Annotated in this window: 10 protein-coding genes and 1 tRNA gene; 8 read left to right on the top strand and 3 right to left on the bottom strand. The window is 72.9% G+C overall.

The features are described from left to right. Positions 1-458 precede the first annotated feature (458 nt). Both G443_RS20620 and G443_RS20615 read right to left on the bottom strand, forming a co-directional pair. Positions 459-1,214, bottom strand: a complete 756-nt coding sequence (locus G443_RS20620) for a S1 family peptidase (RefSeq protein WP_026419066.1) — start codon at positions 1,212-1,214, stop codon at positions 459-461. Positions 1,215-1,382: 168 nt separating this feature from the next. Then, the gene (locus tag G443_RS20615; protein ID WP_155886147.1) at positions 1,383-2,063 is read right to left on the bottom strand and encodes a DUF305 domain-containing protein; all 681 of its coding nucleotides are present in this window, start codon (positions 2,061-2,063) and stop codon (positions 1,383-1,385) included. Between the two features lie 467 nt (positions 2,064-2,530). Here G443_RS20615 and G443_RS20610 point away from each other — a divergent pair, with 467 nt between their 5' ends. Then, positions 2,531-4,024 (top strand): LVIVD repeat-containing protein, encoded by a 1,494-nt coding sequence (locus tag G443_RS20610; protein ID WP_372493021.1) that lies wholly within the window; start codon positions 2,531-2,533, stop codon positions 4,022-4,024. Between the two features lie 408 nt (positions 4,025-4,432). Here G443_RS20610 and G443_RS20605 read toward each other — a convergent pair whose 3' ends face one another. Further along, positions 4,433-5,566 (bottom strand): tetratricopeptide repeat protein, encoded by a 1,134-nt coding sequence (locus G443_RS20605; protein ID WP_155886148.1) that lies wholly within the window; start codon positions 5,564-5,566, stop codon positions 4,433-4,435. 192 nt (positions 5,567-5,758) lie between these two features. Here G443_RS20605 and G443_RS20600 point away from each other — a divergent pair, with 192 nt between their 5' ends. The 7 genes from G443_RS20600 (at position 5,759) to G443_RS20570 (ending at position 12,333) form a co-directional block, all read left to right on the top strand. Next, entirely contained in the window at positions 5,759-6,274 is a 516-nt protein-coding gene (locus G443_RS20600; RefSeq protein ID WP_035292193.1) for a GNAT family N-acetyltransferase, read from the top strand. A gap of 537 nt (positions 6,275-6,811) precedes the next feature. Further along, the gene (locus G443_RS20595; RefSeq protein ID WP_030105195.1) at positions 6,812-7,015 is read left to right on the top strand and encodes a hypothetical protein; all 204 of its coding nucleotides are present in this window, start codon (positions 6,812-6,814) and stop codon (positions 7,013-7,015) included. Between the two features lie 138 nt (positions 7,016-7,153). After that, on the top strand, positions 7,154-8,923 hold the full coding sequence (locus G443_RS20590; RefSeq protein ID WP_051314007.1) for an AMP-binding protein: 1,770 nt from the start codon (positions 7,154-7,156) through the stop codon (positions 8,921-8,923). A 193-nt stretch (positions 8,924-9,116) separates the two neighbouring features. Then, positions 9,117-9,641 (top strand): PH domain-containing protein, encoded by a 525-nt coding sequence (locus tag G443_RS20585; protein WP_030105197.1) that lies wholly within the window; start codon positions 9,117-9,119, stop codon positions 9,639-9,641. Further along, positions 9,638-11,461: a PH domain-containing protein gene (locus G443_RS20580; protein ID WP_245588823.1), complete on the top strand. Its 1,824-nt coding sequence runs from the start codon at positions 9,638-9,640 to the stop codon at positions 11,459-11,461. Before G443_RS20585 ends, G443_RS20580 begins: the two co-directional genes overlap by 4 nt. Before the next feature lie 10 nt (positions 11,462-11,471). Next, on the top strand, positions 11,472-12,119 hold the full coding sequence (gene orn / locus G443_RS20575; protein WP_026419070.1) for an oligoribonuclease: 648 nt from the start codon (positions 11,472-11,474) through the stop codon (positions 12,117-12,119). A gap of 138 nt (positions 12,120-12,257) precedes the next feature. Beyond that, a tRNA-His gene (locus G443_RS20570) sits at positions 12,258-12,333 on the top strand. The last annotated feature ends 23 nt before the right edge of the window (positions 12,334-12,356 follow it).

Below are 12,356 nucleotides of genomic sequence, written 5' to 3'. Positions count from 1 at the left end.
GCGCACCCTGGCACCGCCCAGGTCGTCGGCACAGGCCATCCGGCACCCGGCACCCGGCACCCGGCACCCGAGGGTTGACCCGACTACGGAGGTGCCGCGAGCGGCCCGACCCCGCCACGCGGGTCGCGCCCAGCAGTAGCCCTGGACGGCGTCACCGACCGAGACGTCGGGCTCGGGGGTTGGAGGCGGGATCGCTGCCTACGGGCTTCGCCATCTGGGCGAGGGCCACATCGGCCGCGGGATGGGAGGCCCAGGCACGGCCTGTTCCACCCGGGTACCCGCTGTTCTTGTCGAGGTCGTCGCAGTGCGCGGGGTACCCGTGGCCCGCCGACCACTGCGTGCTCGGCGGGCCGAGCCCCGGTACGGCGCGGCGCCCCGGGCCGGTGGGTACGACCCGGGGCGCCGACGGCTCACACCCGGCCCTCCTCAGGAGGACGCACGGCGGGGCGTGTCACCGCTCAGACACCGGTGTGCTGGGTGATCCAGTCCCGGTACGGGGTGATGTGGGTGTACACGGTGACGCTGCGGCGGTCGCTGGTGGAGGCGACACCGATCTGGTACCCGGACTCGGCGAACATCGGGCCGCCGGAATCACCACCGGCGGGGATGCCGTCAATGCGGGAACCGCACACACCCAGGCCGCCCCGGTAGTCACCGCGGCAGGTGCCGTCGACCCCGGTGACCTCGACGTTGGCGTACTTGAGGTACTGGGACTGGCAGCTGGCCTCGCCCTGGCCGGGCGCGGGGATGCAGGTGGCGCCCCACCCGTAGGTCTGGACCGTATCGCCGACCGCGACCTGCTGGCTCGGGGCGAGGGGCGTGAACTCGGTGTCGACCTCGTTCGCCAGCCTGATCAGCGCCAGGTCGGCGCTGGGGTGGGTGATGACGCCGTTGGGAGCCTGGTCCACCAGGGTGCCGGCGTGCTGGTCCAGGTCGCCGTACCGGACGCTGTTGCCGCTGCTGGCGACGCAGTGCTCGGCGGTGAGAACCCATTCAGGGGCGATGACGGTGGCCGAGCACACCTCGGCGCCGTTGCGGAACAACCGGGCCGCGCCGCGGGTCTCCTCGGCGAAGTTCCCGTCGATGATCATCGGCTGGTTGGCCGTGTCCAGTTCGGCCGGTTCGGCGGTAGCGGCACCCGCCAGGGGGGCGACCAGACCACTGATCGCGAGACAGGCCGCGGCGGCGACAACTCGTAGTGGGCGCAAACTCAACTCCTCGGCTTGGGCGGGCGACCAGCCCGCCTTGGGCAGGGAACGAGGAATCCAACCTCGCGGTGAGTTTCACACGATCGAGTGAGGACGAAAAGGATTAACCTGGACCTTGTCCGGCGATGTCCACCTCGCCACCCGGTTGGAGCAGCGGGTCGTCACCGAGCGAGATCAGCCGAGGAGTTCGCGCATCGTGTCGATCTCGGCCGTCTGCCCCACCATCATGTCCGCCGCCATCGCCTGGAGGGCGACGTCCGACCCGCGCGAGAGGACCTCGTCGGTCATCTCCAGCGCCCCCTCGTGATGGGCGATCATGAGACGGAGGAACAGCCGGTCGAAGTCCGATCCCTCGGCGGCGGCCAGCGCCGTGAGTTCCTCCGGGGTGGCCATCCCCGGCATGTCGGCGTGGTCGTGGCCCCCGTGGTGGTCCTCGTGGTGGGCATGCCCGGTCGCGTCGACGATCCCGTCGCGCCACCCCAGCATCGCCCCGATCTCCGGCCCCTGGGACCCCTCGATCCGCCCCGCGAGCGAGACGATGCGGGGGTCCGCTGCCCGGCTGGGGGCGAGCGCCGCCATCTCCAGCGCCTGCTCGTGGTGGGGAACCATCATGTCGACGAAGGTGAGGTCGTGCTCGTTGGCCTCGGGTTGTCCGGCGCTGAGCGGACCGTCGGGGGCGACCCGGCGTGGTTCGTCACCCGGCCCGCCCGGGGCGACCAGCGGCGGCGCCTCGGTACCCGTGTGCTCGTCCACACCGGATCCGGTGCATCCCGCGAGGAGTACCGCCCCGACGACCAGGACGGCCAGCCGTCCCATGCCCGACGCCCCCGGTCCGCCCACTCCCCGCACCCGCACCCGACTCTCCCGTCATCTCGTCACCGACCGGGCGGTACGCGGACCCGTCCAGGTCCACGGTGGAACCGCCGGCGCGCGCACCGAACGCGATGCGACTCGGGAGCCAGCCTAGGCGCGGTCACCGTCGATTCCTAGGCCGGAATCACGCCCTCCTCCGATTCGCCGCGCCCTCGACCATTCCTCCTCCCAAACCACCGCCGGACGGGTGAAACACATCATTCACATTCCCGTCACGGAATCCCGTCCACGGCCTGGGAGAATCGCGGGACAACGGGACGATGACATGGCACTACCCCACAGCACCGCGCTCACCAGCACTGATTTCCCTCCTCACCCAGCGTTGCCGCCCGCATGAGATCCACGTGAAATCATCACTCTTTCGGCGGATACATTCGCCCCGACGGTCCTCCACATACTGCTAGGTGGTTCGACGTGCCACCGGGGGGGCGCATTCCCGAGGGGAGATCATTGTGAGGCAGGCTTTCCATTCCCGTGCGCGCAGAGCCCGGGCGGCTCTGGTCGCGGCCGCCGGTCTCGCGGCCGCCGCGACGCTGGCCGTCCCGGCGTACGCGCAGTCCGCGGACCCGCTCGAGGCGGACCCGTTCGCCACCGAGGGCGTCCTCCCGCAGTCGGTGGACGAGGAGGTCTTCCACAGCGACAACATCCGCCACGTCGCCCACCTGCCCAAGCAGGCGCCGTTCGACAACACCGACAGCGTCGGCAGCGACATCGGTTTCCGGGACGACTACGCGTTCTTCGGCAACTACAACGGTTTCGTCGTCTACGACATCGCCGACCCCGAGGACCCCCAGATCGTCTCCCAGGTGTGGTGCCCCGGCGGGCAGGGTGACATCACCGTGCACGGGGACCTGCTCTTCCTGTCGGTGGACTACCCGCGCACCAACAACACCTGCGACTCCGAGTCGACGACCGCAGCCGACCCGAACGGGTGGGAGGGGATCAGGGTCTTCGACATCAGCGACGTGACCAGCCCCCGCTACGTCGCCGACGTCCGCACCGACTGCGGCTCCCACACCCACACCCTCGTACCGGACAAGGGCGGTGAGGTCGCCTACCTGTACATCTCCTCGTACGCGCCGTCGGCGAACTTCCCCCAGTGCCAGCCGCCGCACAACAAGATCTCCATCGTCGAGGTGCCGTTGGACGACCCGGCGGCCACGGCGCTGATCGCCGAGCCGGTGCTCTTCCCCGGGGACACCGGCAACCCCGGCCCGCCCGCCGGTCAGCGGAGGACCACCGGGTGCCACGACATCACCGTGTTCCCGGCCAGGGATCTCGCGGCCGGCGCCTGCATGGGTGACGGCATCCTCATCGACATCGCCGACCCGGTGAACCCGGTCGTCATCGAACGGGTCCGCGACGACGTGAACTTCGCCTTCTGGCACTCCGCCACCTTCAACAACGCCGGCACGAAGGTGGTCTTCACCGACGAGCTCGGCGGAGGCGGCGCGGCGACCTGCAACGAGGAGGTCGGACCGACGCGCGGAGCGAACGGCATCTACGACGTGGTCGACCGGGGCGGCGAGCCCAAGCTCGAGTTCCGCAGCTACTACAAGATCCCCCGCCACCAGGAGGACACCGAGAACTGCGTCGCCCACAACGGGTCGCTGATCCCGACGAAGCACGGCGACTTCATGGTGCAGGCCTGGTACCAGGGCGGCATCTCCGTCTTCGACTTCACCAACTCCGCCCGGCCGAGGGAGATCGCCTACTTCGACCGGGGACCGTTGAACCCGGACCGGCTCCAGGGCGGCGGCTCGTGGTCCGCCTACTACTACAACGGCTACATCTACTCCAACGGGATGCAGCGGGGCCTCGACGTCGTCGAACTCGACGACCCGAGGACGAACACCGCGAAGCGCGTCACCTTCGACGAGTTCAACCCGCAGACCCAGTACGTGTACGACTGGCCGAACGGCCTGGTCGTGCCGGGCAACTGACACCACCGGACCAGCGGCCGTTCCGGCTGCCCCCCACGCGAACGGGCCCGGCACACGCCGGGCCCGTTCCTCGTCCGGCCCTGCCCGGGTGACGCGGGTGATCCGACCGGACCGGCCCACCGCGGCGGGACCAGCGCCACCCGCCCCAGTCCGGGCGGGCCGACCTCGGGCCCCTCAGCCGCCAGCGGAACCCCTGCCCCCACCCACCCGGCGGCGACCACCTCGCCGCTGGGGACCGGCGGGGGCCGACTGCTCCGGCAGACGCGCGGGCCTCCTCGGCGCGACGAGGCACCAGGCGGACAGGACCGGTGTTCCCGCGCCCCGAGGACGTCGAGGCCTGGCGGGACGTGCGCCTGACGCACCCGGTTCGCCCCACCCACCCCTGGACCAGGGTTGACCGGGCGGGGCTCAGCGCCGAGCCGCGTTCCGCGCGAGGCCGAGCAGGCCGGCGGCCGCCGAGACGAGGACGACGATCGACAGCGGTTGCACGGTTCCCGGCGAGACGAGAACCAGCAGGGACCACCCGGCCAGGAGCACCGTCCCCGCACCGAGCACCGCACCGCAGACCAGGAGGAGCGCCCTCCCCCGCAACGCGCCGATCACCTCGCCTCGGCGGGCTGGGGGCACGCGGCGCAGTCCGTGGGCGGGCAGGAGGACGACGGCGATCGCCACCAGCAGCCCGGCGAGTCCATGGATGCGCGTCGAGTCGGGCATCGAGGTCAGCAGCAGGAGGAGCGCCCCGCCGGCCTGGACGAGCCACATCTTCCGGAACAGCGGCCACAGGACCGCCTCGACACCCCGGCCGAGCTCCTGCCGGCGGGTGTCCCGTTCGATCCGTTCCTCGTCCCGGCCCTCGTCCGGCGTCCCTGTCCCGCCCACCTCGGGCTCGCCCGACCCGCCGTTCCTCCGCCAGCGGCGAGCGACGGGCCCACCGCCGCGCGCCGACCGCGGCTCCGCCCTGGCCCGGGCGTCGCGCTCCTTGCGGACCACGCGCAGGCCCCGTTCCGCCACCGCCGACTTCGGGCGGAGCCGCAACGCCGTCCGGTAGGCCCACTCGGCGCGGCCCCAGTCGTGGCGCAGCAGGGCGGCGTCGCCCAACACCTCGTACGGCCGGCCCTCCTCCGGAGCGAGTTCGACGGCACGCGCCGCGCTGTCCTCGGCGTCCCGCAGGGCGCCCTCCCCGCCCTGGGCCGTCAGCGCCTCGGCCAGTCCGGAGTGGCACTGCCAGACCCGTGGTGCCTCCGCCACCGCCGTGCGGGCGGCGGCGACCGCGTCGTCGTGTTCCCCGAGGTCGGTGTGGGCCAGCGCCGCCAGCAGGTGCGGGGAGTAGTGGCCGGGCAGGACGATCATCGCGCGGCGGGCCAGGGCGAGTGCCTGCGTCGGGGCACCGACGTGCAGCTGCTCGCCCGCGAGCTGGCAGAGCACCGCCGCGTTCCCCGGGTGCTCGGACACCAGGTCGGACAGCAGGCGCACCGCCTCGCGGTGTTTGCCGGAACCGCTCAGTTCGGCGGCGCGGCGCAGGGTGGCGGTGACGTCGGGCACCACCCCAGTCTCTCAGCTCCCCGCGAGCCCGTTCCAGCGCTCGGCGATGAGCGGGTCCCGGTGCCGTCGACCCCCGCTTCCCCGTGCCCCTGTTCCTCGGGCGGCGGGGCCGGAACCGCGTTGTGGGAGGCCGGGGGCGCGCGGCAGGATCGGCCTCGGCCGTCGTCCCAACCCCGCGACCAGAGGAGCACGATGCACCCACCACCGATCCGCGTGTCGCGCGCCGAGGACCTCCCCGTCCTCGGCGAGGTCAGCAGGGCGGCGGACCGGCTGTTCGAGGACGTGGGACTGGTCCTGCCACCGGACGACCCCGAACACGCGCTGCGCTCCGCCGGCGAGGTGCTGGTGGCGGGAGAGCCACCCGTCGGTTTCGCCGCGATGGACGAGCTCGACGGCAGGACGCACCTGGACCAGCTCGCGGTGCACCCCGCCTTCGGCGGCCGGGGTATCGGTGGGGCGCTGCTGGCCGAGGTGCTGGCCCGGGCCGGCCGCCGGGGCTCACCCGCCGTCACCCTGACCACCTTCCGCGATGTTCCCTGGAACGCTCCCTGGTACCGGCGGCGCGGGTTCGTGGAACTGCCCCGGTCCGACTGGGGACCGGAGCTCCGCGCGCGTTGGGAGGAGGAGCGGGGCGCGGGCATCGCGGTGGCGCCCCGCGTCGTGATGATCGCGTGGGCGGACCCGGTGCCCGGGGGGTCGGGGAGCTGAGCGGACGTCCGCTCCGCCCGGACGCGGGGCTGCTCCCTCGTTCGGTGACCGTCCACCGCTCACCCCGACCACGGACCCGGCCGAGATCGGCGGACTCGGACTCCCCAGCGGCGAGCGGTGCTCCCCCACCGCTGCCCGAGGACGCGCGCGGGGTGGTCGGGCGGCGGCTGGTGGCGGTCCTCGGGCCGTCGAGCCGGTCTGTCCCCCAGATCCACCCGACCGCGCGCCGCGATCACCCGGGCGGATGGTGGCGCCGGTCGTCAGGGGTGTGCCAGCACGGCGTTCGCCCCTGTCACGGGCCGATCGCGTCCCCCTGGCCACGATCGCGGCTAGTATCCCGATGTGATTGAACGCTCCACCAGTTTGGGTGATCTGAGCGTCGTCACCGGCGCGGTGGGTGTCGATCTCCTCGCCTGGGGGCGAGAAACACTCGGAAAGCGGCCACGACGGGCGTCATGACCCCGGCGGCGGTGGCGTCTCACCACCGCGAGCACCGAGTGCAGGAGACCGCCGGTCACCGGCGGAGGAGTGGGGGGAGTGGTAGTGCGCAACGAGTGGTCCGTCAACTGCCGGGACGTCGCGGGGCGGCGACGGGACGTGGTCGTCTTCGTCGACCAGGGACAGGTGGTGCTGACAGCGCCCCCAGGGGAGACCGCGGTGCTGAGCCCGCTGGAGGTGGGACGGTTGCGCGCCGCCCTGCGGGACGCGGTGGTCGCCGCCTCGGTATCCCCCGAGGAGTGAGCGGGTACCCCGCTGCCGGGAGGTGACCGCGCCGCGCCCGCCTCCGAACGCTCCGGCGTCGGCCCGGACCAGCGGCGCACGACGACCGGCCGCCCGGCGGGTCGGGGACGACACAGGAGGGAGGCGCCGTTGACACGGGTGGAGGTTCGCCGGACGTTCGCGCAGTCACCGGACCGCCTGTGGTCCTGGCTCGGCGAGCCGACGACCTACCCCAGCTTCCTCCCCGAGGTCACCCGGCTGCAGCCCGTCGGGCACGAACAGCACGCTCCCGGTGACCGCTACCAGCTGTCCCGACGTGGCACGGCTGGTCGACCCGCCACCCACCTGACGGTGGAGGTCCGGGACGCCGCCCGTCGCATCGTGCTCTCCCAGGGACCCGGCGACATCCGACGGTTGGAGTTCCGGCTCCGCCCGCTGCACGGCGGCGGGACCGAGGTGCGTTTCGGGGTGGAGACGCTGGTCAGCGGGCCCGTCCGGCGACTCCTGGACAGCGCCGGCGCCCCCGTCCTGCGGCGCTGGGCGACCCGGGCGCTGGTGCGGCTGTCCCACGCGGCCGAGGGCTGGCCGGCCGGGCACGACGCACGGGCCTCCCGGCGGGGGCACCACCTGGTGGAGCGGTGGCGCGACCTGCGCGTCCTGGTCAACAACGGTGTGCTGCGCCCCGACCGACCCGACCGCATGGTCCGCCTCGCCGGCGCGTGGTGGCGCTGGGGCACGTCCCTCCCACTCGGCTACACGGCGGCGGCGGTCCGCCACCCCGACCGGGCGGCGCTGATCGACGAACACGGCGCGGTCAGCTTCGCCGAGCTGAGCGAGCGCACCACCCGGCTCGCCAACGCCCTGGCCGACCGGGGGTTGGGGGAGACCGACGCGGTCGCGTTGCTCTGCGGGAACCACCGCCTGCTCGTCGAACTGTTGATCGCGTGCAGCAAGCTGGGGGTCAGGACCGTCCTGCTCAGCCCCCGGTTGAACGCGGACCAGGTCAGCGGGTTGCTCCGCGAACAGCGCGCACGGACCGTGGTGGCCGACGCGGAGTACCGGCCGCTCCTGGTGCGAGCCCCGAGGAACTGCCAGCGGATCACCGCGTGGGTGGACGCCCCGACCCGGGCACTGACGGTCGAACAGCTGATCGCGGACTTCCCCGCCACCCCGCTCGGCCGCAAGGCGGCGGAGGGCACGACGATCGTCCTCACCTCGGGTACCGGCGGAGTCGCCCGCGCCGTGCCGTGGCAGGACCCGCCCCGGGTCACCCCGGCCTCCACGGTCTTCACCCGCGTCCCGCTCCGCGAGGGCGAACGCACGCTGATGGCGGCCCCCCTGGCCCACACCCGTGGTCTGTCAGCACTGCACCTGTGCGCGGTGCTCGGGGCGACGCTGGTGCTCCGACGTGATTTCTCCCCCGGGCAGGCCCTGCGCGAGGCGGCGCAGCACCGGTGCACCTCGATGTTCGTCCAGCCGGACCTGCTCAGGGGCCTGCTCGACCTGCCGCCCGCCGAGCGCCTCGAACACGACCTCGGCAGCCTGCGGGCCGTGGTCAGCACCGGTGCTCCCCTGCCCGCCGACCTGGCGGCGGACTTCCAGCGCGAGTTCGGCCCCCTCCTCTACAACCTCTACGGCTCCACGGACGTGTCCTGGGTCAGCATCGCGACGCCCACCGACCTGTCCGCCGCGCCCGGCACGGTCGGCAGGCCGCCGCGGGGTATCCGCATCGCGATCCTCGACGAGGACGGGAACCCGCTGCCCGCCGGTCGCGAGGGGCGGATCCACGTCGGCACCCACGCCAGCCACGGCCGGCACCGGGAGGACGTCGGTGGGGAACCACCGTTCCCGGAACTGGTGTTCACCGGCGACCTGGGGCACGTCGACGTGAGCGGCCGGCTGTTCGTCCGGGGCCGCGAACGGGACTGAACCCGCGTCCCGGGCCCCGCCTCCCGCGCCGGCGGGCGGACGTGGTGACCACCGCCCCGCGCCAGGCGAGCGAGGAACGCGGCCTCTCACCGGGGGGAGGCCGCGGCACCGGAAGACCGGAGGAGGACCCGCTTGGGATCGCCCGGCCCCCGCCGTCTTCGACAAGCACACCCCGGTCAGGCAGGGTAGGCGGGTGACTTCGATCGACCCCTCCTCCGGCGGAGGACCGGCAGACCTCCGGCTGCGCGCGCCCGAACACCGCGTGGCTCCCAGGGCGATCCTCTGGTGGTCCCTCCAGGCCCTGATCGGCTGGCTGGTGGTCACCCTGCCCCAGGCCGGCCTGCTGCTGTTCACCGACGACGCCCCCATCGGGGCGATGTGGGCGTTGTGGGCCTGCGTCACCGTCGGGGTCCTGCACGTGGCGATCATGCCCAGCTGGCGCTACCGGGTCCACCGCTGGGAGGTGGCGGCCGACGCCGTCTACACGCAGACGGGCTGGTTGACGCAGGAGTGGCGCGTCGCGCCGGCCTCGCGCATCCAGACCGTGGACGCGAAACGAGGGCCGCTGCAACAGCTGCTCGGCCTGTCCACCGTCACGGTGACCACCGCCTCGGCCGCCGGCCCCCTGCACATCGAGGGACTCGAGCACCAGCTGGCCGCGACGCTGGTCGAGGAGCTGACGGCGACGACCCAGGCCGTCCCGGGGGACGCGACGTGACCGGACCCGAGGGCACCGCTCCGGGCGGGGGTCCCACGCCGGACCAGCCGAGCCCGCAGGGACCGACCGGCCCCCACCTCGGCCCGGCGGGGGTGGGCCCGTCCCAGCAGGAGGACGCGATCTCCCCGCCGAAGGACGAGGACGTCGACCAGTCCCCGTTCGGGCCGGACGCGCCCCCTCCGCCCGAACTGTCCGACCCGGACGTGGACGAATGGCGACGGCTGGACCCCCGGATCATCGCGGCACGACCGCTCGGGGAGGCGGCGGGCCTGCTCTGGCTGCTGGTCGTCGCGCTGTTCGTCGGTGGGGACAACGGGTGGCAGCTGCGCATCGCGGGTGTGGTGATCGTGATCCTCGGGGTGAACGGTCTGATCCGCTGGCTGACCACCCGCTACCGGATCACCGAGGACCAGGTCCTGCTCCACACGGGGTGGGTCTTCCGCAAACACCTGTCGGTGCCCAGGGATCGCATCCGCACCGTCGACCTGACCTCCCCGCTGCTGCACCGGGTGTTCCGGTTGGTCGTGGTGACCGTCGGCACCGGCCACAGCGCCACGAGCCCCGACGAGCTGTCCCTGAACGCGGTGACCGCCGCCGAGGCCGAACAGCTCCGCGTCCTCCTGCTCCAGCGCGCCCGGGCCGGTGGGGAGGCGGCTGCCACGAAGGGGGCGGCCGAGGGGGCACCTCCCGACGGGGACGAGGTCGGGGAGACCTCGCCGGCTGGGGCGACCCCGCGCGAGGACGGGGAGCCCGTCCCTCCACCCGACCAGCTCTCCCGGCTCCGGCGGTCCTGGCTGCGCTTCGCGCCGCTGACGCTGGCCGGGCTGGCGGCGTTCGGTGTGCTGTTCGGCACCTCCTACCAGGCGTTGGAGGGGTTGAACGTCGAGATCACCGACTCCTCCGTGCTCGCCGGCATCCAGGAGTGGGTGACCGCGCTGCCGGCCCCCGTGCTGGTGGCCGTCGCGGCGCTGTCGTTCCTCGTCGTCATGGTCGGCGGCGCCCTGGTCGTCTACGTGGTGCGCTACTGGAAGTACGAGCTCAGCCGGGAACACGACGGGACGCTGCGGGTGCGGCGGGGGTTGCTCACCACCCGCTCGGTCTCGATCGAGGAGAAACGGCTCCGAGGGGTCGAGGTCGTCGAACCGCTGCTCCTGCGCTCCGCGAAGGGGGGCAGCGCGGACGCGATCGTCACGGGCTTCGGTGCGCTCAGCGGCGACCGCGACCTGCTGCTGCCGCCGGCTCCCGTCACCGAGGCGCACCGCGTCGCCGAACTCGTCACCAGGACACGTCCCGCCCCCACCCTGACCGGGCTGGCCCGGCACCCCTCGGCGGCGCGCCGTCGACGGCTCGTGCGAACGGTCGTGCCCACCCTGGGCCTCCTCGGGGGCCTGGCGTGGGCCGTGGTGGAAGGCCCGGTCCCGGTGTGGGCCGGGTACCTGGGGTTGGTGGCGCTGCCGTTGGCGGTGCTGCTGGGCGTGGACCGCTACCGCAACCTGGGCAACCAGCTGGCGGACCGGTACCTGGTCGGTCGACGCGGTTCGCTGGTGCGGCGCACCTTCGCGTTGCGGACGGACGGCATCATCGGCTGGAAGGTCCGCAGGTCCCTGTTCCAGCGGCGGGCGGGACTGGCCACGGTCGTCGCCACGACCGCGGCCGGCGCGGGTCACTACGAGATCCAGGACGTCGACGTGGCGCGGGGACTGGCGGTGGCGGAGGCGGCCGTCCCGGGGTTGCTCACCCCGTTCCTGACCGAGGGGCCACGGCCGCCGGTCGAGCACCACGCCGACGACCTGAGCGAACGGGACGGGAGGCGGAACTAGAATCGCCACGGTGAACGGCCGGCTGGTATGGATCGACTGCGAGATGACCGGTCTCGACCTGCGCTCCGACGCGCTCATCGAGATCGCCGCTCTCGTCACCGATTCGGAACTCACTGTGTTGGGCGACGGGGTCGACGTGGTCATCCACGCCGACGACGCCGCGTTGGAGTCGATGCCCGAGGTAGTGCGGGACATGCACTCCCGATCCGGGCTGACCGAGGAGGTGCGGCGGTCGACCGTCACGATCGCCGAGGCCGAGCGGTTGGTCCTGGACTACGTGCGCGAGTACGTGCCCGATCCGCGCACGGCGCCGCTGGCCGGCAACTCGATCGCCACCGACCGGGGTTTCATCGCCAGGGACATGCCGGAACTGGACGCGCACCTGCACTACCGGATGGTGGACGTCTCCTCCATCAAGGAACTCTGCCGGCGGTGGTACCCGCGCGTCTACTACGCCCAGCCGGAGAAGGGGTTGGCCCACCGGGCCCTGGCCGACGTCCTGGAGTCGATCAAGGAGCTGCGTTACTACCGGCGGTCCGCGTTCGTTCCCCAACCCGGCCCGACCACGGACGAACTCCAGGTCATCGCCCAGGAGATCCTGAGCGGGGAAGGCGGGGTCGGCGGCACCGAACTGGCGCGCCGCGGCGGTACCGCCTGATCCGGCGAAACCGGCTCCGGGCTTCGGGAAACCCGGACACCGGCCCCACCGCGCGGTCCGTTCGCGCCGCACGCTAAGCTGTCGGCACCACGGTGGTCGGAGGGCATCCGCGCGGTGCGCCGAGACCACGACGGCATGGAGGGTGTAGCTCAGTAGGTAGAGCACTGGGTTGTGGTCCCAGTTGTCGCGGGTTCAAATCCCGTCATCCTCCCCAGTCACGGAAGGCCGGGCCGGTAC

It is taken from the genome of Actinoalloteichus caeruleus DSM 43889 (assembly GCF_000429185.2).
Taxonomy (GTDB): domain Bacteria; phylum Actinomycetota; class Actinomycetes; order Mycobacteriales; family Pseudonocardiaceae; genus Actinoalloteichus_B; species Actinoalloteichus_B caeruleus.
The sequence above is the reverse complement of the archived record's forward strand: the minus strand, read 5'-3'. Positions and strand labels throughout refer to the sequence as shown.

Coding starts and splice junctions, on each gene's coding strand:
- G443_RS20600 (WP_035292193.1), top strand. CDS start 5,759: ATGCACCCACCACCGATCCGCGTGTCGCGCGCCGAGGACCTCCCCGTC.